The sequence below is a fragment of the Pseudomonas sp. E45-MNA-CIBAN-0222 genome (genome assembly GCF_040310405.1).
In the GTDB taxonomy this organism is placed as follows: domain Bacteria; phylum Pseudomonadota; class Gammaproteobacteria; order Pseudomonadales; family Pseudomonadaceae; genus Stutzerimonas; species Stutzerimonas stutzeri_AC.
This window is the reverse complement of the sequence record NZ_JBEOPU010000001.1, coordinates 273221-296886: the sequence shown is the minus strand read 5'-3', so window position 1 is coordinate 296886 and position 23666 is coordinate 273221. Positions and strand designations below refer to the sequence as shown.

Genomic DNA, 23666 nt, shown 5'->3' with positions numbered 1-23666 from the left:
TATGCACTGCCTGATCCAAACCAGCCTGCTCATCCTGGCGCTGGCCGGCTGGGGTGCGCTTGCCTTTGCCGAGCCAGCGCAGTCGGGGGCGCTTCGGGTACAGGTCGTGACAACCGACTTCGTGCTGCAAGGCAAGCTCGATCGGCTTGCCAGCTGGGCGAACGAATCGGGCGTTACGCTGAGTAGTACGCGGGTATCCTCTGCCGCCTTCGCTAAGGGGCTGGACGAAACTGCTGCCCTACTGATCCTGGATACGCCTAGGCCCGCCGACCTAAGCGCCGTTCAGCAGGCTCTCGGCGACCGACTCAGCGCGAATACTACACCGTGGATACGCGTAGGCGGTGGCGCCCCCGCGTCCGGTAACTTGCCCGCCGCCGAGGCGAGGCTGCTGATCGGATACTACGAAAACGGCGGCGAGCAAAACCTGCGAAACCTGTTCGCTTACCTTCGCGCCCGGCACGACGGAGCTGAAAATGAATCCATTGCGCCCCCGACCGAGCTCGCCAGCACGGGTTTCCACCATCCTGATGCACCTGGCCCATTCGAAGTTCTGGACGATTATCTAGCCTGGGGCGCCGAACGCTGGGCGCCCCAGGCACCGCGGGTAGCGTTCGCGATCCATCGCGGTGCGCTGGTCGACGGCCAACTTCAGCTGATCGATGAGCTCATCCGCCGTAGCGAGGCCCGTGGTCAGGCACCGTTGGCATTCTGGGTGGATGACAAAGACCCACAAGCGCTTAGCAAGGTTCTCGTGCCGGCTCGCAGTGAGATATTGGTCAACCTGCAGCACATGCAGAACGGTACAGCTCGACAGGCGGAATTCCTGGCGCTAGGCATCCCCGTGTTATCGACTCTCACCTGGCGCGAGGGGGACCGGGCACATTGGCGAGCCTCCAGTAGCGGGGTAACGCCACGTACCGCCGCGACGATGCTGACCGTACCGGAAAGCTGGGGCATGACCGATCCACTGGTGATCGCCGCTATCGAGAATGGCGAGCCTACGCCGATCCCGGAGCAGCTCGAGGCCCTACTCGGCAAGGTCGCCAGCCTGTCTCGTCTTCGCCGGCTGACTCCAGCCGAAAAGCATCTGGCCGTGATGTTCTGGAACCACCCCGACGGTGCAAAGAACATTTCCGCATCAAACCTGAACGTGCCGCGCAGCTTGGCGCGGCTCTCCTTGGCATTGCGCCAAACCGGTTATGACGTGCTGCCCAGCGATGAAAACGAGCTGATCGAAACCGCGCAGCGCTTGCTCGGCGGTTACTACCGCCCAGAAACACTGGATACATTGCTAGCTGACGGCATCGCCTTGACGTTGTCGTTGGACCAATACCAACGCTGGCTGGCAACCCTACCCGAACATGACCGCCACGCGCTGAACGAGCGCTGGGGTGATCCCGCGGCACATTGGGCATTGCGCGAGATCGATGGAGCACTGCACTTCGTGATTCCGGCCGCGCGCCTCGGTAAGTTATTGCTGCTACCGCAACCGCCGCGGGCCGGCCGCCCGGGCGAGGCTTATCACGACAGCAAGATCCCACCGGACCACCTCTATCTGGCGGCTTATCAGGCGCTGCGAGTCGGCTTCAAGGCCGACGCACTGATCCACTTTGGCACTCACGGGACCCAGGAGTGGTTGCCCGGCAAGGATAAAGGGCTGGCGGCCGGCGACTACCCCTTCCTGGCGCTAGGCGACCTGCGAGTGTTCTACCCCTATATTCAGGACAATATCGGCGAGGCGATTCAGGCACGTCGTCGCGGTCGTGCGGTGATCATCAGTCACCAAACGCCGCCTTTCGCCCCAGCCGGTCTTTACGACGAGCTGCGAGAGCTGCACGCACTGATTCACGAATACCAGCAACTCGATCAGGGCGCGGTACGCGACGCCACTGTCGAGCGTATCCGGCAGCTAGCGCTGCAAAGTCGAATGCTCGATGATCTGGGCTGGAACGAAGAGCGAACGCACACCGAGCCAGACGGCTTCCTTCAGGCGCTGCACGATAGATTGCACGACATGGCCGAGGCGAATGTGCCACTGGGCCTACACACCTTTGGCGAAGCGGCGTCGCCAGAGCACCGCCTGGCCACAGTGCTACAGCAGCTGGGACCGCCGTTTCTGCAGGCGCTGAAGCTGAGCGAAGATGAACCGCTGGCCGAAGACTTCACAGGTCTGCAAAAGAGTCTGCCCTACCGCACCCTGCAACGCTTTCTTCGGAATGGCGAACAAGCTGGTTCGATCAATGACCCAGGTCTGCGCGAACAAATCGTGCGAGCAATCGATCTGGACGCCAATCTGGCCGAGACGGGTGAAATCGAAGCACTGCTGGCCGGCCTGGCCGGCGGCTTCATTGCCCCCGGCCCCGGCGGCGACCCGGTACGCAACCCAGACGTACCAAGCGGGCGCAACCTGTACGCGTTTGAAGCAGACAAACTACCGACCCGTACAGCATACGAGGCCGGCGGCAAGGCATTGGAGCAGCTGCTTGCGAGCTACCGGAAGGAACACGAAGGCGAGACGCCGCAAAAGCTTGCCTTCAGTCTGTGGTCGTCGGAAGCCATGCGCCATCTCGGCGTCCTCGAAAGTCAGATCCTGTATGCCCTGGGAGTACGGCCGGTCTGGGACACCGGGGGACGCGTGCGTGCGCTGCAGATTATTCCGGCAGCGGAACTTGGCAGGCCGCGCATCGATGTCGTCGTACAGGTCACCAGCGTTTATCGCGACCAGTTCGATGGTTTCATGCGCTTGCTCGCCGATGTGGTTGAACAGCTCGCGGCGCTCGACGAGCCTGGCAACGTACTGGCCAGCAATAGCAGAGCCCTGGCCCAACGGCTAAGCGACCAGGGCGTCGATGCCGATAGCGCAGAACAACTGTCTCAGCTACGGCTGTTTGGCAATGAGCCTGGCGATTACGGTACCGGCGTATCTCAACTCACCCTTGACTCGACCCGATGGGAAGATGAGGCGCAGCTCGCCGACCAATTCCTCTCACGACTGCAATATGGCTATGGCACCAGGAGCTGGGGAGAAAAGATTGACGGTCAGAACCTGTTCGCTGAGCAACTCAAGGGTGTCCAGGCGGCAGTGATGGCCCGATCCAGCGAGCTGAATGGCGTGCTTTCTACGGATCATCCATTCGAGTTTCTCGGCGGGCTGTCTCTGGCGATCCGTCATCTCGACGGCACCAGCCCATCGCTCTATATCTCTGATCTACGCAAAAGCGAACCGCGGACTACTGGGGCGGCGAGTTATCTCGCCCGAGAGCTGCGCAGTCGCTACCTGAACCCGCAATGGATCACGGCCATGCAACAAGAGGGCTACGCCGGCACGCTGGAGGTGCTGAACGTGGCCAACAACCTATGGGGTTGGCAGGCAGCTGACCGCAGCCTGGTTCGTGCCGATCAGTGGCAGGCCCTGCACGACACCTTCGTCACCGACAGACACGAGCTCGGCCTGAGCCAATGGTTCGAGGAACACAACTCCACCGCCCAGGCGCAGCTCATCGAACGCATGGTCGAGGCGATCCGCAAAGGCTACTGGGACGCGTCCGAGGACACCCGCCGCGAGCTGACCGAGCGTTGGCAGGTGTTGACCCGCGATCACGGCGCCGACACAGGCGAGGCGATCACCCGTGAATTCATCGAACAGATGGCCGTCGGGTATGGGCTGGCTCTCGATGTGTCACAACCTTCGCCGGCCACACCCGCTTCTGACGCCACCATGGCAGGCGAAACCGTACGCGGGCAGGTCATGCAGGAAGTCGCCGAACAACCGACCGAAGCGCCCAACCCATGGCGAATCGCCCTTGGTATTGCCGCCCTGCTCGTCTGCCTGCTGCTTGGCGCAATGCGTCAAGCGTTCGCTAACCGACGTCTGGCCATCACTCTGACCGAACGAATCCAATGAACGCTCTTGAAACCAGTCTCTACGAACTCACCCGCATCTTCTTGGTGCCCGTTTTGCTGCTGATCCTCGCTGCGCTGGCGTACGCCTTTGTTGCACTGGGCAGCTTTGCCATGGAGGCCTTGCAACGCCGAAGCGGTCGATACCGATCGGTACTCGCAGCGCAACAGGCACTGCATGGCGGCACCAGTGATGACCTCGAACTATGGATCATGCAACGCCTGGAATGGCTGCGCGTGACCTCGCGCAGCGCACCGATGCTGGGCCTTGTCGCCACCATGATCCCCATGGGACCTGCCCTGCTCGCCCTCACCGAAAGCGATGCCAAGGGAATCGGCGATAACCTTGTAGTAGCCTTTTCCGCCGTGATTCTCGCGCTCGTTGCCTCCAGCATCAGCTTCTACGTGCTTACCGTGCGGCGACGCTGGCTATTGCAGGAGTTACGCGCCATCGAGCGCGCCGTGGAGCAGCACTGATGCGTTTTCTTGACCATGAAGACGACGATGATCCGCTGCTTTCGGTGGTGAATCTGATCGATCTGTTTCTGGTGGTAATCGGCATTCTGCTTATCGTCATCGTGCAAAACCCGCTCAACCCATTCAGCCAGGACAAGGTCATGGTGATTGAGAACCCCGGCGAAGCGAACATGCGCATGCTGATCAAGGACGGGCAGGAACTGACTCAGTACGAATCCAGCGGGGAAATCGGCGAAGGCCAGGGAGCCAAAGCCGGCATCACCTACCGACTGAACGACGGAAGAATGATCTATGTACCCGAAGCAGCGAGCCTGCCCTGACGCATCCCTGACGAGCTCTTTCGCTTCGCTGTGAGATCGGCAGGGGCACATCCGCGGGATAACCCAGAAGTGGCCGGCGTGTCGGCCTGAATGACCGGTGGCGCCTGTGCCGAGAGCGCTTCAACTGCAGCCCGCGAGGCACCCGCTAGCCCCGCGAGCTGCCGGAACACGCGCAATCGTCGTCATCCGACCGCACGCCTTCACGCATACATTCAGATCCGCAACGCGACACCAAGGCGCAGCTCGCGGCCAGGCTCGTAACTGCCACGCACACCTTCATAGCCCGGGATGTGTTCGAAATCCTCGTTATTGGCGTGGTCCAGGTACTGTTTGTCGAGAATGTTCTTCAGTGTCAGGTTCAACACCAGCCGATCATTGGGTAGCGCAGACCACTGGGCATAGAGATCGTGTACGCCGTAGCCAGGCTTATCCAGCGAACCGACGCCAGTGCGCAGCGAGTCCACGGACGTCACGAAACGGCCCTGCCAACCGAAACTCAGCGCATCATTGGCCCGGTAGTCAGCAAAGCCTATCCATGTGTCGCCAAGCGTCGTGCCCAGACCGTTGTGCTCGTAGACATTCAGATCATCGCCATCGAGCTCGATGTCGTTATGGTGGTAGCTCAGTCCAATGCTCAGTTGCTGCCAGTGATAAGCGCTTTGCAGCAACACGCCCTGGCTTCTGAGCGTGCCGCCGTTCACGTAGAGATTGGGCCGGCCGCTGGGGTCATAGATCACGTCGCGGATACGGGTGTCGTAGAGCTTGCCCGATAGCTCAAGCCCGCCTTCGCGGAACTCGAGCCCTACTTCGTTGGTGCGAGCTTTTTCGGCATCAAGATCAGGGTCGTTGCCAGCAGCATCGAGCTTGAACGCATCGCGTACCTGTACGCCACGCAGTGCTTGGGCATGACCTGCGAGCAGCGCGAGTTGCGGCGTCAGTTGATAGCGCAGATTCACGTTCGGGCTGAAACCGGCGTCGGAGAAATCCTGTCCGTCCCGATCATCAAGACGGTAACGGTCATAGCGAACACCCATGCCGAGCAGCAGCTTCTCGGTAACCTGATAACTATCCTGGAGGTAGAAGCCGAGTACGCTGCCCTTTTCCTCGTCCAGATTGCGGTCGCCAGCGGGCCCGAGGCTGGTCTCATCATCGCGATAGTCGACGCCATAGGCCAGGCGATGAGCGCCAAACTCACTCGTATTGCGTACATCCAGCCCTTCACTCGTGGTGTCGCCGAAATACAGCCCCCAGCGGCCATCCTGCTGCAGTTCGGTGGAGGTGTGATAGGTCGTGACTTCGAGATCGATCAGCTCATCGTTCAGCGGATTCCAGCCGTAGTTCAAGGTCCAGGTTTCGCGCTCCGTCTCCAGCGGAAAAAGCGGATTGAAGCCGCTAGGAATCCACTGCGGACGCTGACTGCGCTCGCCTTCATCGGTGCGTTTTTCATAGGACAACCGCAGCGTCTGCTCATCGCTCAGACGCCCGACCAGTTTGGTGAAACCCAACTGCTGCCGCGCCCCCGTGCCGAACACATCACGGCCCTTGCCATCCTGGTAATCGTTTTGATCTTGGTAGGTTGCCACTGCCAGTGCCGACCAGTCGTCGTTGAGCCGCCCGAACAAGCTGGTGCTGCTCTTGAAGCCCTCGGCATTGCTGAAATAGCCGCCTTTTACCAGCGCACCGGCCCGCTCACCCTCGCGTAACAGGTCCTCCGGATCCTTGGTGACGAAGCGAATCGAGCCGCCCAAGGCACCGGGACCCGATGTCGCGTCGCCCGTGCCGGCTCTTACTTCGGCACGTTTGAGCAGCTCCGGTTCGATACCGATACGCCCGGTGTGGTGAAAGGTCTGCCCCGGCTGGCTGGCACCGTCGATGGTGATGTTGAGCAACGTATCCTCAAAACCGCGCAGATAGAGCTTTTGAGCCACGCCAGGGCCGCCGCCAACAGTGACCTCCGGGCTGGACTCGAACACATCTTGCAGGTCGGCCGCCTGGTAATGCTGGAGCTGCTCGGTTTCGACGCTGTCATCTTGCACGTGGCGCGCCGTAACCTCGGTGCCACTTAACTCCAGAGGTTCAGAGGGCTGAGCCAGACAAGGCACGGCAGTCAGAAGCGCGGCGAACGATAGTGTCCCGAGTACCGCGCGCGGGCATGGACAATGTTGCATGGAAGACCCCTGGCAATTAATGCGAACGTTTCGTATTCAGCATTCTCGCCGGAGGGGTGCTGCAGCAGTATCACTTTTACAACTGTTACGCAGCGCTTCCCTCTCGGGGCAGCCAGATCCCCATACACAAGCCACCTTCTTCGTCATTGCGCGCAGACAGCCGCCCGCCAATCGCGCTCACCTGTCGCTGAGCCAGTGCCAACCCCAAGCCGTAACCGGCTCTATCTTCACTCAGGCGCTCGAAGGGCAGGAAGATGCGCTCGAGCCACTCCTCCGGCACCCCAGGGCCCTGATCGATGATTTCCAGACGATAGGCCTGGGGCTCTGTTCGCAACTGAATGCGCACGCTTGCGCCGGGCGGCGTGTGATCGAGCGCATTGCGCACGATATTCTCGATAGCCTGGCCAAGCGCGCGGTGGCAGCTGCCGACCAGTTCGGCCTCCGTAGGAAGCTGCGTGTCGATGTGACGATCCGGGAATTCGAAACGGGCGTCGTCGAGAATGCTATCCAGCAGATCGATCAGATCCAGGGTCTCGTCACGCAGCCTGGGGCGCTCCGTTTCGAGCCAGCTCAGCGTTAGCGAATCCTCGACCAGACATCGCATCGCCGAGCAGTCCTGACGTATACGCGGCAACAACGTAGCCGAGTCTGCACCTTGCTCGGCAAGGCTGACGGCCATCTCGATACGGGCCAGTGGCGTACGCAACTCATGAGACATCTCTGCCAGGCGCTGACGCTGATCAATGATCAACCCCCCGATTCGCTCGGCCATCGCATCGAAAGTCTCGGCCAGCCCTGCCAGCTCGTCACGGCGCGAGCCCAACAACACCCCTGCTCGAGCGTCATAGTCTCCCTCGCTGAAGCGACGGGTCGCTTGTTCCAGGCGATTGAGCGGCTGCATAAGATGGCGATAGAGCAACAGGCAACCAATCACCAGCAGCACCAGTGGCAATACCAGCTCCAACAGCAGGCGTGCGGGATACCAATAATGGCCGGGGCGCATGCGTTGCGGAAGCTGGATCAGAAAGCGTCGCTGCCCATCGGCGAATGGGACGTCCATGATCGGGTTGTCCTGGAAATAAAGGTGGATCTTCCACGAGGGGTCTCGCCCCAAACTGAATTCACTGAGAAACCGCTCGGACAGCTCACTGCCTGCCAGCGCATGTAGGTGTGGCTCGACAATCGCGGCCCAGGTCTGCTCCTGCTGTTGCAAGGAGCGCAGCCAATCCTGCAACGCCTGAGCATCGCCCAATTGATAAAGCGCTTCTGCCTGCTGCGCGTACTGGCGCAGCGTGTGCTGATGTTCGGCGTCGATGAAACTCATCTGCTCTTGAGCCTGACCGCTCAGCCGTGCGATGACCCAGAACAGCGCTACGCTGCCCAGCGCCACACCCATGCACAGCTTCCAGAACAAACGCCTGTTCATTGAAAGCTGTAACCGCGGCCATGAAGCGTTTGTAAACGATCGGCAGCCAGGCCAGCCTCTTCCAGCCGGCGCCGGATCCGACTGACATGCATATCGAGGCTGCGGTCGTAGCCGCTGTATTCACGCTCCAGCACCACCCGATAGAGGTAGGGTTTACTCAGGACTTCTCCGCGCTGGAGCATGAATTGCCAGAGCAGCCGGAACTGTAGCGGCGTCAACGCCAGATCATGCTCGCCAACCCAAGCCCGTAAACCGTGGCGATCAAGGATCAGCGAATCAACCTGCAAGGAAGGCGGCGGCGCCACACGATGATCAGCGCTGCGAGTACGTCGTAAGATTGCATCGATGCGTAGCTGCAGCTCGGTCAGGTTGAAAGGCTTGGCCAGGTAGTCGTCCGCACCATGCCGCAGGCCGCGAATACGCTCTTCTTCCGCGCCGCAGGCAGTTAGCATGATCACTGGCGTTTGCTGCTGTTCCCGCAGCCGGCGCAATACTGACAGTCCATTCATGTCGGGCAACATGACATCCAACAGCACTAGGTCCGGTGCGCTCGCCAGTGCCATTGCCAGCCCACTTTCACCCAACAAACTGGATCGCACTGCATATCCTTGCAAGCTCAACAACTCAGCCAGCTGAGTGTTCAGGACCTGATCGTCTTCGATGACCAGCACATCCGCCAGATACCCGCCCATCACCACTCCTTGTCAGTGTAGATTGATCGCTTTAGTGATAATAATTCTCATCAAGTTTAAGCGAAAAAAAGGGGGGCGGCGAAAATGGATATGGGGCCCACCAATGGCCAAAACCTACTCACGATGAAAAACTGCGCCTCAAGCGAAGCCTCAGCCGGTTTCCGTACTGCGCCATTGGTCGAGTTTCATGAATCAACCAGCGCTCTCTGCAAGACTAAACAACGTCGACGTTTTGCCAGCGGACGCCTATGCATACCACCTACAACATCGCACTGGTCAGCCTCTCCATCCTGATCGCCATTGCCGGATCTTTCACCGCCCTGGACCTTGCCAGCCGTAACCGGGTCGCCCAAGGCTGGGCGCGGCATGGATGGCTCGCAGCGGCAGCCGCCTGCATGGGGGGCAGCATATGGGCGATGCATTTCATCGGCATGCTGGCGTTCGGGATGCCCGGGGTGGAGATTCAGTACGACCTCGGTTTGACGGTCTGGTCGTTTGTAGTACCCATGGTGGTGACCGCAGTCAGTTTTTTTGCCGTAGGCATCAGAGGTTCAAACGGAGCAACCCTGGCCGTAGGTGGCCTGTTAATGGGGCTCGGTATTGGCGCGATGCACTGCATGGGTATGGCCGCCATGACCCTTCACGCCGATTTGAGCTATGACTGGACCTGGGTCGCGGTTTCATTTGCTATCGCGATCGGCGCCTCCACGGTTGCCCTGTGGTTATCGACCAAGGGCGCACGGCCGCTGCTGCAAGGGGTATCGGCTGTAGCGATGGGCTTTGCCATCGCCGGTATGCATTACGCTGCGATGGTCGGTGCACACTTCACCCCCATGGATGTCGAGATGCCTGCGCCGACCGGCGGTGGCCTCGATCTTGTGACCCTCGCTTCGGCCGTATCCGGCTCGACTTTCATCGTCCTGTTCTTCGGCCTGGCCGCCTCAATGCACGACCGACGTCGTGCAATCCTCAGCGAGCGTGAGGCGTCGGCATTGCGCTTGAGCGAGGAGCGCTTCAGGGAGCTATATAGTAAAACCCCCCTTCCCTTGCACTCCCTGGACCGTGACGGGCGCTTGGAGTCGGTAAGCGACGCCTGGCTCGCCCTTGTCGGGTATCGCCGGGACGATGTGATTGGGCGTCAGCTGATCAGTTTCATGACGGAAACATCGGCCAGGCAGATGCTCGAACAGGATTGGCCAACGCTGCTCGAAACGGGCGAGTGCCTCAACGCCGAGTATCGCCTGGTCGCCAGGGCCGGCGTCTTTGTTGATGTACTCGCTTCGACCCGCATCGAAGCCACCACGGGAGGCTCACTCATTCTTGGCGGCCTGGTGAATGTTACCGAACGCCGTCAGGCAGAGGCTGCACTGCGTCAGGCGCAGAAGATGGAGGCCGTCGGCAAGCTGACCGGAGGCATCGCACATGACTTCAATAACCTGCTGGCCGTGGTGGGCGGCAATCTTGAGCTGCTACGCAAAAGGGTTCCGAGTGGCGAGGTGCGCATCGACAGCCTGATCGAGAACGCGCTGCAGGCCACACAGCGCGGTGCAGGTCTGGTTCAGAGATTGCTCACCTTCGCCCGTAAGCAGGAACTTCGACCCAGTTCGGTCTACCTCCCGGACCTGGTGATGGGTATGCGCGAACTGCTGCAGCGTTCGGTCGAGGCGAACATAACGGTGGACATGCGCTTCCCGCTCAACTTGCCAACCGCTTTCGTCGACGCAAACCAGCTCGAAATGGTGTTGACCAATCTGGTAGTCAATGCGCGCGATGCGATGCCCAGCGGCGGCACCATTTGCGTCGAAGGTCAGTGTCGATCGGCGGCCGCGGACGACGGACATGAACCGCGCGACTATGTCGTGCTAACCGTTCGCGACGACGGCTGCGGAATGCCAGCGGAGATTCTCTCGCGTGCCACCGACCCATTCTTCACCACCAAGGCACCAGGCAAAGGCACTGGCCTAGGCCTTTCCATGGCCCACGGGCTGGCGGAGCAATCGGGCGGGCGCCTGGAGATCCAGAGCAGTCCGGGCAGAGGCACGACCATCGAGCTATGACTGCCGCAGGGTGCTGCACAGCAGACCAAGCACGACGAGTCAGTGACAATCGAGCTACCAGGCACGCTGATGCCACGTGCGCAATCAAAGGTGTCGCTGGCGGTACTCGTGGTGGATGACGATCTGCTGGTGCTAGAAAACACATCGGCGCTACTCGAGGATCTCGGTTATCACGTCACTGCAGTCGACAATGGCGAGGCCGCGCTTAGCCTTCTGCGCCGACAAGGCAACTTCGACATTCTGGTGACCGACCACATGATGCCAGGCATGACTGGCGCTCAGCTGGCCGAAACCATCCAGACGGAACGTCCGGGATTGCCGGTTCTTCTGGTGAGCGGCTATGCAGACCTGGCCGAGGGCAACCGCCGGCTCCACACCCTGGCCAAGCCCTTTACCCAAACCACATTGGTCCACGCCATGAACCAGGCCATGGACCGCCCAGATTCAGCTGTGGTTGTAGAGCTTTATCCTTCACATTGACGTGTTACGTCGCATGGAACGCGGCGCTCGTCGATGAGGCGTCAGAGACGCCGTTCGGCGTTGCCGGTATGCCCCACACGTTCAGCGGGGTGATGCAGCGACGCTCCATTAGTCACTTGGGTCTCAACCGACAGCGTATTCATCGCCGAAGCGGTCGGCTGTCTAAAGGCTCACTAGATATGTTCGCTCTCAACACCATAAAAGCACGTTACACCATCACCTTCATCGGCTTCGTACTGCTGGTCATGCTGCTCACGATACTTGGCATCAAGCGCTTCGTTGCCCCACAGCTCATGGCTGCAGGTGAATCCATCGTGCTGTCGCAGGTCAGTGAAATTGGAGAGCAGATTGGGATGGAACTGGCGCGGGTCGAGGCCCAGGCCCGCAGCATTACGCAGACCATTCCCATGCTGGAAAGCGATGAGATTGACCGGGTTCTTCCAGGTCTGGTCGATCAATACGGTGACGTGAAGGTGTTCGGCGGCGGAATCTGGCCATTGTCAGGGGCCCGAACGCCGGGGCGTGCAAAGCACAGTACCTTCTTTCATCGAGATCAGTCGGGGAAGCTGGTCGTCAATACGCACTGGAACTCTGCCGAATCCCTGAACTATTTCGAACAACCTTGGCACAGAGAGGGCATGCAGGCTCCGCGCGGGAAATGCGTATGGGCCGCGGCTTACAAAGACGACGCAAGTGCGGAACCACGCACCAACTGCGCCATGACCATATACAAGGACGGTTCGGCTTGGGGTGTCTCGACAATCGACCTGACACTTGGCTTTTTCAATCGACTGGTTGCCGAGAAGCAGGAAGAGATCCAGGGCGAAGTGATGATTGTCGAGGCGGACGGCAAAATCCTCAGCAACCAGCCGCAGCTGAGCGGCAACATGGTGCTGCGCAACGTGTCGGAGCTTTCCAGCCAATCGCCCTTTATCGCTACTGTTCAACAAGCATTGCTTGGCAAGCCGCAACAGCTGCAGCGCCGGGACTACATAAGCAAATCCGGTGAGGACTTCAGCTTCTTCCTGACGCCTATCTCGGGCACACCATGGCTGCTCGCAGCTGCGCTACCTACAGCGCAGCTCGAGGCGCGAAGCGACGCAATGCTCAAGACGCTCGCTTCGCTACAGATTCCGATGGTCATGATTCTGCTGGCGCTGATGATCTTTGCTCTCAATCAGTTGATGAAGCGGCTCGGAGTGCTGCGCGCCAACATCGATGCTTTGTCCGCAGGCGATGCCGACCTGACCAAGCGAATCGACATCAAAGGTGAAGACGAAGTCGATCAGGTCGCACGTTCGGTAAACGGGTTCATCGTCTATCTGCAAAAGATGATGATCGATGTAAGTGACGCCACTACCCAGATCCATAGTGAAATTGGCCAGCTCAAACAGCTGTCGCGCACAACCAATGAGGCTCTGGCTCGACATGCGTCAGAGACGGATCAGGCCGTCACCGCGATCAACGAAATGAGCTCTACCGCCGAGTCCGTGGCGCATAGTGCCAGCGAAACGGCCACATTCACCCAAACCGCCAATCACAACGCTGCATCCTCCAAACGAGTGGTTGACGATGCTTCAAACAGTGTTCGGGCACTGGTAGGCGAAGTTGAGAGTGCGACCGCCAAGGTGCAGGCTATGGAGGCCGACGCCCAACGCATCAATGATGTTCTAGGGGTAATTGGTGATATCGCCGGCCAGACCAACCTGCTTGCGCTTAACGCGGCGATTGAAGCGGCGCGCGCAGGCGAGCAAGGACGTGGTTTCGCGGTGGTCGCCGACGAGGTCAGGGCCTTGGCAGCCCGAACCCAACAGAGCACCTCGGAAATCAACGAAACGCTGCAGCGGTTGCAGCAGGGTGTGGGTTCGGCGGTCCAGGCCATGGAACAAACCAAAGTCAGCTGTCAGGCAACCGCAGACAAGACAGCTCAAGTGACTGTCGGGCTAGACGAGATGACCAGCTCGGTCGTTCATATCAACGACTTGAGTACGCAGATCGCCACCGCCGCAGAGGAGCAAAGCGCAGTGGCTGAGGAGATCAACCGAAACATGGTTGCCGTGCGGCATGTCGTCGACGAACTGGTGGAAAGTGGAGTGAGCGTGGACCGAAGTACCGAATCGCTGCTCAACACAAACGGGCGCCTTACCGCCGTGGTAAATCGATTCAAGGTTCGCTGAGACAGCCATCGCCTGACAATGCTCTTCGGGGCATTGTCACGTTCACCGAGGCTGCCCGGTTGAGCGCTAACAGAAAAGCGAGCGTCGATCACTCGGCTGCTCCACTCCTCAGGGCATGCTCGTAAAACCTGCCGAATGCCCACCGCTCCTGCCTATGTTTACGCTATTGAACCCGTAAGCTCGGGTTTCGATTGGGCTTAGACGCCAGCACTCTTGTGCTCCACCGTAACCATTGCTCGAAATGCCTGCTCGGTAACTGACACCAGCAACTGCCTACGCGCTCTTCCGCGATCATGCGAGACGTTTGGCGGGTTGCTGCGCGACGTCTTAGTACGAGCAGCGTGCCCGACCAAGATGGCGTAACGCTCGCACCTGAAGCCAACGCGCCGTCCCGTCTGGGCCCGTAGCGAACAAAGCTTGGTATCCTGAGCGCGTCCAACTGTCATCGGGGGTTCCGTGTTTTCACTCAAGCGCAAGGGCGATTTCCGCCTGCAGCTGACCCGCACACTGAAGCAGCCTGGACGGCACAAGATCGAGCTATATCTGTTCACCCCGCACGAGAGCAATCTGTCGGCCTGGACCCTGTCGGAGGAGCACTTCTTCTTTACTACCCTGAAACACAGTTTCGGGTTGCTCGGTATGCCATCGAAGGACCGCATCAGTAAGGCAGACCAATCTTTTGTGCTGCTTTCACCGCATTACGAAATCATGTACGGCTCCTGGTTCTTTCAATACCAGGCCTCAATGGAGCGGTTGCGCCAGCAAATGCTTGCTTCCGACGCTGTTGCAGAGCCAATTGCGCGTGCGCTGCGACTCAGCCAGAACTTTGCACAGCGCTTGCGTAAATCCAGCCCGAAGCAGAGCAACCAGCAGCGCTACTTCCGCCAGATGGACATCTACTTCTCTTGGCACGCTGAACAGTTTCTGCTGGAAAGCATGACCCTTGAGGGTTTTGCCGTCCTTGATGAAGAGCTCAAGCAGGCGGTGGCCGAATTTCTGCGCCAGGAATTCAGATACCGTAAGGAACTCGAGTACACGAGCGATTTCCACGGCACCCCGACACGCATATGGAACCGCATGGCGCTGTATCACCGGCTGTTGGAGTACCCGGTGCTGCTGCGTTCGAAGATCACGGAACTGGGGGCCGGCACCCACAAGCTGGTCAAGGCGGCATCAACGATGCTGATCATGTCGCTCTTCACCTACTTCCTGTTCAACGCGCGGGACGCCAGCGAGAAGCTATCCCTCGCCCTTCTGTTGGTAATCGCGCTGGTTTACGCCGTCCGTGACCTGCTACGCGACGACATGATTACCGCCATTACACGCAGGCTGCGCAAGGGTAAGCCGCGCTGGAAGATTCGCCTGCTCATGCCTTACACCCGAAAGCTGCTCGCCCAGCAGTGGGTCTGGCTAGACTATCGCAAGCTGCCCGATCTGCCGCCCTTGGTCCGGGAACACTCCGGTAAGTGGGCCACCAATGAGGAACGGCAGATCATCTGCTATCGCGCGCTGCTCAATCTGGACAAAGCTGCGCTGGAACACGACGAGATCCGGGAGCGGCTCACGCTGGATTGCGAACAGCTGTGTGCGATGATCCAGGCCAATCACAACAAGCTGTTTGTCCGGACGGACGACGGAGATAGCCCTGACTCGGTTCAGGCCCACCCCATCGAGAAGCAGCACGACTACAACTTGCTGCTGTTGCATACCAAGCCCGGTGAGCATTTTCCATCAGCCCAGCGCTGGCGCTTGAGGCTCGGCACCAACGGCATCGTGCAATGCGAAAACAAGAAGCCGCACTGGCCAGAACCACCGCAAGCGCGGCGCTCTATATGGCACCGTCTGACTCACCCGTGGCGATGAGAGCGGACCTGCGCAAGGGCTACCCGGGTTCCAGGACACCTCCGTTGACTCAGCTCATTAACGCGAAATCGGCGGCGAGCACCTATCACGGTCGCCCTGTGCCGTACCGGAATTGGGCATTGCGACGGCCACTGCAAGCGACGCTTTAACCTATAGCGCTCCCGCGGGTAGCAGGATCATCGATCGTGGTGGAGCATATCGAGCAAGGCCACTTCGGATACGGCCCATTCGATCCGCCACCATCCGCCGGGTAGCCAATCCCGCGCACCGCCGCGGCTGGATGCGCAAGCAATGTCGCGACCTGCATCAAGTGCGCGTGATCGAACGGCCGTCTTGAGCATCGAGATCGGGGCCGCCTGGAAGAAGCTCAGCCAGAACGATCGCCCCTACCTGTCGGTCACGCTCGATGATCCGGCTTTCCCCGCCACCGTATACGCACGACTGCTGGAGGAATCCGAAGGCTCTCACGTACTGATGTGGAGCCGAAGCAAGACCGAATGACGGCAAGGCGCCCTGGCAATCCAGGGCGCTTTTTTGTGAGCCAGTTCCGCATGCGCTGGGCCATGTGCGCTACGGTTTGCGCGGGGTGTAACGACCCGCACTGCTTGCTCTCCACAAACTAGTGAGGAGCATTGGGCGCCCGAAGGGGCGCTTTTTTTTGTCCGCGTTTTGGACGACTCAATCACGGCCTCTAATAAGAACAACTTTCAGAGCCGCCGAGGCGGGTTCCGCGCAAGCACATGTGGCGTGTACTGCGCAGAACTAACGGCGGGAAGGCACATTGCCCATCCGGCCCATCGATCGAGATCATCAACGAATCGAGCGTCTCACGGCTACGAGGAACGTCCACATAACAGCAGGCTTCCGATTTCTTGCACGACGACACCTGTGCATCGGGCAACGCCATCCCATTCGCTTCGATCGAAATGCGAGGTTCTTTTCCATTCCAGCAGCCCGCAGACAAGTCTGGACCACGAACGAAAATGCTCGTCTTGGCGGAGTTGCCAACCGAATCGCCTGGCAGAATCGGAATGAGGAAGAGCGAATGAGTTGACCCTTCGGCGCTCTTCTGGATTTCCACGGTCACTGCCGAACTGCAGGTTTGCTGCGCCCAGATCAAATACGGCGACTCGATCGTACTGCCGTAAAGCGTTACTGGCTTGTCTATCCTCACCCACTCCCCGCTCCCAACCGCCACCCAATGCCGTCCGGCGCGGTAGTCGAGGCATCCTCCCAATGAAACGGTCATGAGCATCATCAGTATGCCCAGCCATATCGTCTCACCCGTTTTCATTCCCGCGGCCTCCGTTCCGTCAGTTTCTGAGAATGCAACACCCAATATCCCAGGCGAAATAACCCCTACGCTGATAACACGCTTCCGCGCGCCAGGCTGGCTTATTCTTAAGTCCGGATCACGAGCGGCCAATCGAGGCCCGGCATTGGACGATGATAGGCGCAAAGCCTGCGCTCGCAGCTTGCATCGCTGCCTGTCATATCGTGCCAGAGAGTTAATGGGGCGGACTTGCTGTTTTCCTTCACCTTGTCACGGCGTGCTCGCGTCAAGGGCTTCACCCGCGTCGCGTTTTCGCGGCTGGCGCCGGCTTCGCCCCCTGACTGCTTGCGCTCTGCCGGGTCGGTTCCGGACAATCTCGCCCGAGCAACCGGAGCACCGACATGTCGAACGTCACTTCTTCCGCCGAATCCATTCTGCTGATTCGAGACTATGCGGGCCGTTATGTACCGGTAACCTCTGAACAGATTCTCTTGGCCGCGCGGCGGGCCATTGATCTGAAAATGAAGAGAGGCGCTGCATTCACGTCGCCAGAGACCGTCAAGACCTTCCTGCAGACCAAGGTCGCAGGTTTCGAACATGAGATGTTCGCTGCCCTATTCCTGGACAACCAGCATCGGCTGATCGAGTACGTCAACTGTTCGCGGCACGATCGACGCGGCCTCGGTGTACCCCCGCGAAGTAGTGAAGGAGGCCCTGCGCCTCAACGCAGCGGCAGTGTTCTTCTCCCACAACCATCCGAGTGGACACCCCGAGCCGAGTGAAGCGGACAAGGCACTGACCAGACGCCTCAAGCAGGCGCTCGAACTCGTCGACGTGCGCACCCTCGACCACGTGATCGTAGCTGGCCATGCATCGGCTTCACTCACTGAATACGGGCTCGTCCAATTAAAAAGGGGGCGCAAGCCCCCTCCCTTTCCAGCCATCTCCAAGGCGCCAGCCATGTCCCCGCTGCTGGTCTTGAATCCTGAAGATCACGGGGTATCCGGCCCCACCCATCGGACCAAACAATTTCCCCGCCGGCCGTCTTCCACGCGAAGCAAACTGTTCGGTGTTGCAGCCCTTCTCGGCGTTACGGCTGCACGCAGTGCGGCCCGCCTCTACCGCCTCCAGGATCACGACTAGGGCTCGATAGGCGCGGCCCTCAAACGCCATGACCAGCAGCGGCTACTTCACCAGCCTCAACGACTGATTCACCAATACCTCTACATACTTTAACTAGCTTGTACTCAGCGATGCGCGCAAGGATCAGAACGGGGATTTCACGCCGCACTGCGTGCGGCAGTTGGAAGCGTGACCCGCAGCGACCGACACGACGGGAATTCTGCGGGCTGGGTAACAGGTGGAACGGGAAAGTCGGGACAATGGCAAGCAGCGAATTCGGTCATGTCCGGTCTGGCAGCAGAAAATTACCCGGCCCTTGCTCATCCAGCGTAGGCACCTGGGCTTCGTCCTTGAGATCGACGCCCGAGAGTTGCCGCCGGCAGGCTTCGCGCATCAGGTACATCAGACGGAAGGCGGCCATGCCGTAGCTCAGACCCTCCAGACGGACATTGGAGATGCAGTTGCGGTAGGCATCGTTGAGGCCAACGCGTGGGGCCCAAGTGAAGTACAGACCGAGGCTGTCCGGCGAGCTGAGCCCGGGCCGTTCGCCGATCAGAATCACCGTCATCTTCGCCCCCAGCCGCTCGCCCACTTCGTCGGCCACCGCCACGCGGCCCTGCTCAACGAGGGTGATCGGCGCCAGCGACCAGCCTTCGGCGGTTACCTGTTCGAGCAGGCGCGTTAAAAAAGGCAGGCTGTGGCGGCTGACGGCGAGCGATGACAAACCATCGGCGATGACGATGGCCAGGTCATGACCGCCCCCGTGCTCCTTGACCTGATCATCCAGCAGCGCAGCGGACGCGTCATCCAAACGCCGGCCCAGATCAGGCCGCTGCAGGTAAGTGTGGCGGTCACTGGCAGCACTGTGCAGCAGCAGCGTGCCATGACCCCGGGCGTGCAGTTCTTCACGCAGGGCTGCGTGGTCGAATGGCAGGTGCACAGCGTCTCGTGCCTGGGCATGAGCGAACTGGAAATCGAGCTGGGCGCCGGTCGGCAGGCTGGTGCCGGCCCGGCCCAGCGCGATGCGCGCGGGGGTCAACTGGCGCAACTGTTGCCACGGGTTCTCTGTGGCAGGGGTGTCATCGGTCATACGTACCTCTGCATGAATGAGCGAAATCAGGAAAGTTGTGCCAAGGCCTGGCGGAAGGCGGATGGCAGCTCGTTACCCAGGCGCAGTTGGCCGTCGCGCTGCTGGAAGATGCCCATGTGCGCCAGCCATTGCTCGAATTCCGGTGCCGCGCGCAGACCGAGCACCTTGCGCGCGTAGAGCGCGTCGTGAAAGGAGGTGGTCTGGTAGTTGAGCATCACGTCGTCCGACCCAGGAATGCCCATGATGAAGTTGATGCCGGCAGCGCCGAGCAGCGTCAGCAGCATGTCCATGTCGTCCTGGTCGGCTTCGGCGTGGTTGGTGTAGCAGATGTCGCAGCCCATTGGCACGCCGAGCAGCTTGCCGCAGAAGTGGTCCTCCAGGCCGGCACGGATGATCTGCTTGCCGTTGTAGAGGTACTCCGGGCCGATGAAGCCAACCACGGTGTTGACCAGGAAGGGATTGAAATGACGGGCCACCGCATAGGCCCGGGCCTCGCAGGTCTGCTGGTCGACATCGTGATGGGCGTTTGCCGACAGCGCGCTCCCCTGCCCCGTCTCGAAATACATCAGGTTGTTGCCGAGCGTGCCGCGCTTGAGGCTCAGGCCGGCCTCGTAACCTTCCTGGAGTACCTTGAGGCTGATACCGAAGCTGGCGTTTGCCGCCTCGGTGCCAGCGATGGACTGGAACACCAAGTCCAGCGGCGCGCCGCGTTCAATGGCCGCGATGGAGCTCGTAACGTGGGTCAGCACGCAGGACTGGGTGGGAATCTCGTAGCGCTGGATGACGGCATCGAGCATCTCCAGCAGGGTGCAGATCGAGCCCATGCTGTCGGTGGCCGGGTTGATGCCGATCATCGCATCACCGTTGCCGTAGAGCAGGCCATCGAGCGTGCTGGCGGCGATGCCGGCGGGATCATCGGTGGGATGGTTGGGTTGCAAGCGGGTGGACATATGGCCGCGTAGGCCCATCGTGTTGCGGAACCGGGTGACGACGCGAATTTTCTGCGCAACCAATATCAAGTCCTGGACACGCATGATCTTCGACACCGCCGCCGCCATTTCTGGCGTCAGGCCGGGGGCCAGAGCACGCAGGCTGGCCTCGTCGGCATGATCGCCCAGCAGCCAGTCGCGCAGGCCGCCTACGGTCAGGTGGCTGACCGGGGCGAAGGCGTTGGCGTCATGGCTGTCGATGATCAGTCGGGTGACTTCGTCGCGCTCATAGGGAATCACCGCTTCGAGTAGAAACTGCTTGAGCGGCACATCGGCGAGGGTCATCTGCGCTGCCGCTCGTTCGGCGTCGCTGGTAGCAGCGACGCCCGCCAGGCAGTCGCCAGAACGCAGCGGACTGGCCTTGGCCAGCACCTCGCGCAAGCTGTCGAAACGCCAGGTCTGGCCACCGATACTGTGGGAATAGGTTGCCATGGTCGGGCTCCTGTTTTCAGGGTGAACGGCGACCCGGCCGGCACGCTGCCGATGAGGGCGTTAAGCCTCTTGCGGCAGCAGTGACCCGCTTTAGGGGTCGCCGGGGTTCAGGCGTGGGCGGCTGCTTTCGGGATCGGCAGGGAGCCGTCGTGTAGCGATGAGCCCGGATATTCATCCGCATCGATGATGCCGGCGGCGCGATCCTGCTGCTCCAGCTGCAGCGCCTTGGGCACCGACAGCCAGTAGGCAAGCCCCACGGCAGTGAAGCCGGCAAGGATCTTGCCGATCAGCACCGGCAGGATGATGGTCGGCTGGAAGTTGGCGGTGAACGACAGGTGATCGCCCAACAGGAAGGCAGCGCACACACCGAAGGCGATGTTGATCACCTTGTCCTTCGGCGGCATGAAGCGCACCAGACGAAACATCGCGAGAATATTGGCGATGGTCGCCAGCATGCCGGCGCTGCCAACGGCGCTCAGGCCTACCTTGCCGCCGAGTGCTTCCAGCGGCCTACCGAGGTACTTGCGCAGCAGGTAGACCATTGGAAAGGCGCCGGCCAGCATGATCCCGATGTAACCGGCCGTTTCCAGCGCGCGGGTCTGATCCTCGGCGTCGGCGATGATCGGGTGGAAGCCCCAGCCCCCGAAGATCACGGTGAAGAAGCCCGTGAAGTACTCGACGATGGAGAACACCAGCACCAGTTTGATCATGGCATCAAGGCCGCGTCCGAAGGCGATAAAGCCCTTGATCATCAGGTCCGGCAGAAAACGCAGACCGGCTGCCAGTGCCACCACGAAGACAATGATCGGCAACAGGTTGGCGAAGATGCCACCAAGGCTCATTGCCAGCTGATAAGTGGCCTCACCGTTGGTGGCGACCACCTCGCGCACCGAGGGGTTGCTCAGCATCAGTACGACGCTGGCGACCAGCACACCGACAGGGATACTGAGTATGCCCGACATGATGCCCAGCGCCATGTACTTGTGGTCGCGCTTGTCCAGCATGGCCAGTCCCATGGGGATCGAGAAGACGATGGTCGCGCCACCCATGAAGCCGGTGATCAGCGCCATGATCAGCGCTTCCTTGCTTTCAGTGAGCGCGGCGGCAAGGTGGTAGCCGCCCATGTCCGAGGCGATGATCATCGTCGCTGCCAGCGCCGGGTCAGCGTTCAGCGCATCGAAGAACGGCCCGAACACGCTTTCGATCAATACCGTCAGGTAAGGGATGGAGGCCATGATCCCGGCTGCCGGGACGAAGATGTGCCCCGTGGCATGGATACCCTCCATGAACTCGCGGCCGAGGCCTTTTTCGCTGTCTCGAATGGCTGCGAAGGCCCCAAGAACCGCGCAGAACATTATGACGTAGAGGACGTAATTGCCAATCTGATCCATTGCTTTGCCCTTTTGTTATGTTTGTCCAGGCGCCAGAGACCCATCCTCCGCGGCAGCTCGCTACCACTGGAGAAGGAATCACGGAGTTTCATGCGCCGGGGCTGAACGCACACAGGCCAGCCCCGGTGTTCTGCTTTAGAAGAATCCGAGCGGATTGATGTCGTAGCTGATCAGCAGGTTCTTGGTCTGCTGGTAGTGGTCGAGCATCATCTTGTGGGTTTCGCGGCCGACGCCGGATTTCTTGTAGCCACCGAAGGCGGCGTGCGCCGGGTACAGGTGGTAGCAGTTGGTCCACACGCGACCGGCCTTGATGCCACGGCCCATGCGATAGGCGCGGTTGATATCGCGCGTCCAGACGCCGGCACCCAGGCCGAACTCGGTGTCGTTGGCGATGGCCAAGGCTTCGGCTTCGTCCTTGAAGGTCGCCACACCGACCACGGGTCCGAAGATTTCTTCCTGGAACACGCGCATCTTGTTGTGACCCTTGATTAGGGTCGGCTGCACGTAGTAACCGGAGGCCAGGCCGCCTTCGAGCTTCTCGGCGGCACCGCCGGTGAGGATCTGTGCGCCTTCCTGCTGAGCGACTTCCATGTACGACAGAATTTTATCGAATTGCTGCTCTGAGGCCTGGGCGCCGACCATGGTGTCGGTATCGAGCGGGTTGCCACGCTTGATCGCCTTGATCTTCTTCATCACCACTTCCATGAAGGGCTCGAAGATCGATTCCTGAATCAGTGCACGCGACGGGCAGGTGCAGACCTCACCCTGGTTGAAGAAGGCCAGCACCAGGCCTTCGGCGGCTTTCTCGATGAACGCAGGTTCAGCATTCATGATGTCTTCGAAGAAGATGTTCGGGCTCTTGCCACCCAACTCCACGGTGCTCGGAATGATGTTCTCGGCGGCGCAGCGCATGATGTGCGAGCCGACCGGGGTCGAGCCAGTAAAGGCGATCTTGGCGATGCGGGTGCTGGTGGCCAGCGCCTGACCAGCTTCGCGACCGAAGCCCTGGACGATGTTCAGTACGCCCGGCGGCAGGAGGTCACCGACGACTTCGATGAATACCATGATCGACAGCGGGGTCTGCTCGGCCGGCTTGAGCACGATGCAGTTACCGGCAGCCAGGGCCGGAGCCAGTTTCCAGGCGGCCATCAGCAGCGGGAAGTTCCACGGGATGATCTGCCCAACAACGCCCAGCGGCTCATGGAAGTGATAGGCCGCGGTGTGCTCGTTGATCTCTGCAGCGCTGCCTTCCTGGGCGCGGATGCAGCCAGCAAAGTAGCGGAAGTGATCTGCAGCCAGCGGAACGTCGGCGTTCAGGGTTTCACGAACGGCCTTGCCGTTGTCCCAGGTTTCGGCGACAGCGAGCTTTTCCAGGTTGGCCTCGATGCGGTCGGCGATCTTCAGCAGAATCAGTGCGCGGTCCTGCACCGAGGTCTTGCCCCAGGCATCGGCGGCGGCATGTGCAGCATCCAGAGCCCTTTCCACATCTTCAGCACCCGAGCGCGGGAACTCGGCGATCACTTCACCGTTAACCGGCGAGGTGTTGACGAAGTACTCGCCTTTGACCGGCGGTACGAATTCGCCACCGATGTAATTGCCGTAGCGCGGCTTGAACGATACGACGGCGCCTGCGGTACCGGGTTGGGCGTAGATCATGGGAATCCTCCGAACGAACTCTTGTAATAATTAGTGCACTGGCCGAATCTCGACACGGCTCACGTTGATCATGAGTCAGTTTCATGAGCGCGACTTGACCCCAGGCGGAGCTCTGCTGTCGTCGACGGTCAACTTCGTGGCGTAATGTCGCAG

The 23666-nt window shown here is 60.3% G+C and carries 15 protein-coding genes and 3 pseudogenes; 10 read left to right on the top strand and 8 right to left on the bottom strand.

Going from position 1 to position 23666, the window contains the following annotated elements; genetic code table 11:
- The first annotated feature begins 1 nt into the window (after position 1).
- The 3 genes from cobN to AAEZ08_RS01305 are packed head-to-tail and all read left to right on the top strand — an operon-like array spanning position 2 to position 4697.
- Positions 2-3904 (top strand): cobaltochelatase subunit CobN, encoded by a 3903-nt coding sequence (gene cobN, locus AAEZ08_RS01315; RefSeq protein WP_500123580.1) that lies wholly within the window; start codon positions 2-4, stop codon positions 3902-3904.
- Positions 3901-4377 carry a MotA/TolQ/ExbB proton channel family protein gene (locus tag AAEZ08_RS01310; protein ID WP_058064506.1) on the top strand — a complete coding sequence of 159 codons (477 nt, stop codon included), beginning with the start codon at positions 3901-3903 and terminating at the stop codon, positions 4375-4377. The genes cobN and AAEZ08_RS01310 overlap by 4 nt, the downstream gene beginning before the upstream one ends.
- Positions 4377-4697 (top strand): DUF2149 domain-containing protein, encoded by a 321-nt coding sequence (locus AAEZ08_RS01305; protein WP_003284317.1) that lies wholly within the window; start codon positions 4377-4379, stop codon positions 4695-4697. Before AAEZ08_RS01310 ends, AAEZ08_RS01305 begins: the two co-directional genes overlap by 1 nt.
- Before the next feature lie 212 nt (positions 4698-4909).
- Here AAEZ08_RS01305 and AAEZ08_RS01300 read toward each other — a convergent pair whose 3' ends face one another.
- From AAEZ08_RS01300 to AAEZ08_RS01290, 3 genes are all read right to left on the bottom strand, one after another.
- Positions 4910-6865: a TonB-dependent receptor domain-containing protein gene (locus tag AAEZ08_RS01300; protein WP_500123579.1), complete on the bottom strand. Its 1956-nt coding sequence runs from the start codon at positions 6863-6865 to the stop codon at positions 4910-4912.
- An 85-nt stretch (positions 6866-6950) separates the two neighbouring features.
- Positions 6951-8291, bottom strand: a complete 1341-nt coding sequence (locus tag AAEZ08_RS01295; protein WP_058064508.1) for a sensor histidine kinase — start codon at positions 8289-8291, stop codon at positions 6951-6953.
- Positions 8288-8983, bottom strand: coding sequence for a response regulator transcription factor (locus AAEZ08_RS01290; RefSeq protein ID WP_003284314.1), 696 nt, complete (start codon positions 8981-8983; stop codon positions 8288-8290). Before AAEZ08_RS01290 ends, AAEZ08_RS01295 begins: the two co-directional genes overlap by 4 nt.
- 248 nt (positions 8984-9231) lie before the next feature.
- Between AAEZ08_RS01290 and AAEZ08_RS01285 the strand changes: the two genes are divergently transcribed.
- The 6 genes and pseudogenes from AAEZ08_RS01285 to AAEZ08_RS01260 form a co-directional block, all read left to right on the top strand.
- Complete coding sequence (locus AAEZ08_RS01285; RefSeq protein WP_500123578.1) at positions 9232-11040, top strand: MHYT domain-containing protein; 1809 nt, start codon at positions 9232-9234, stop codon at positions 11038-11040.
- A 42-nt stretch (positions 11041-11082) separates the two neighbouring features.
- Positions 11083-11520, top strand: coding sequence for a response regulator (locus AAEZ08_RS01280; protein ID WP_256054160.1), 438 nt, complete (start codon positions 11083-11085; stop codon positions 11518-11520).
- A 68-nt stretch (positions 11521-11588) separates the two neighbouring features.
- Positions 11589-12836, top strand: a pseudogene (locus AAEZ08_RS01275) (cache domain-containing protein); the annotation flags it as partial.
- Positions 12837-12851: 15 nt separating this feature from the next.
- Positions 12852-13697 carry a methyl-accepting chemotaxis protein gene (locus AAEZ08_RS01270; RefSeq protein ID WP_500123686.1) on the top strand — a complete coding sequence of 282 codons (846 nt, stop codon included), beginning with the start codon at positions 12852-12854 and terminating at the stop codon, positions 13695-13697.
- A 456-nt stretch (positions 13698-14153) separates the two neighbouring features.
- Positions 14154-15560, top strand: a complete 1407-nt coding sequence (locus AAEZ08_RS01265) for a hypothetical protein (RefSeq protein WP_102819676.1) — start codon at positions 14154-14156, stop codon at positions 15558-15560.
- A gap of 342 nt (positions 15561-15902) precedes the next feature.
- Positions 15903-16061, top strand: a pseudogene (locus AAEZ08_RS01260) (DUF736 domain-containing protein); the annotation flags it as partial.
- A gap of 190 nt (positions 16062-16251) precedes the next feature.
- Here the strand turns inward: AAEZ08_RS01260 and AAEZ08_RS01255 are convergent.
- On the bottom strand, positions 16252-16854 hold the full coding sequence (locus tag AAEZ08_RS01255; RefSeq protein ID WP_500123577.1) for a hypothetical protein: 603 nt from the start codon (positions 16852-16854) through the stop codon (positions 16252-16254).
- Between the two features lie 380 nt (positions 16855-17234).
- On the opposite strand from AAEZ08_RS01255, the pseudogene AAEZ08_RS01250 reads away from it, so the two are divergent.
- Positions 17235-17976: pseudogene (locus AAEZ08_RS01250) on the top strand (JAB domain-containing protein).
- A gap of 259 nt (positions 17977-18235) precedes the next feature.
- Here AAEZ08_RS01250 and eutC read toward each other — a convergent pair.
- From eutC to exaC, 4 genes are all read right to left on the bottom strand, one after another.
- Positions 18236-19045: an ethanolamine ammonia-lyase subunit EutC gene (eutC, locus tag AAEZ08_RS01245; RefSeq protein ID WP_500123576.1), complete on the bottom strand. Its 810-nt coding sequence runs from the start codon at positions 19043-19045 to the stop codon at positions 18236-18238.
- Positions 19046-19071: 26 nt separating this feature from the next.
- A complete protein-coding gene (locus tag AAEZ08_RS01240; RefSeq protein ID WP_058064518.1) occupies positions 19072-20466 on the bottom strand; it encodes an ethanolamine ammonia-lyase subunit EutB in 1395 nt (464 codons plus the stop codon).
- Between the two features lie 107 nt (positions 20467-20573).
- Positions 20574-21857: an ethanolamine utilization protein EutH gene (gene eutH / locus AAEZ08_RS01235; RefSeq protein WP_003284298.1), complete on the bottom strand. Its 1284-nt coding sequence runs from the start codon at positions 21855-21857 to the stop codon at positions 20574-20576.
- Positions 21858-21992: 135 nt separating this feature from the next.
- Positions 21993-23513, bottom strand: a complete 1521-nt coding sequence (gene exaC / locus AAEZ08_RS01230; RefSeq protein WP_102819658.1) for an acetaldehyde dehydrogenase ExaC — start codon at positions 23511-23513, stop codon at positions 21993-21995.
- Positions 23514-23666 lie beyond the last annotated feature (153 nt).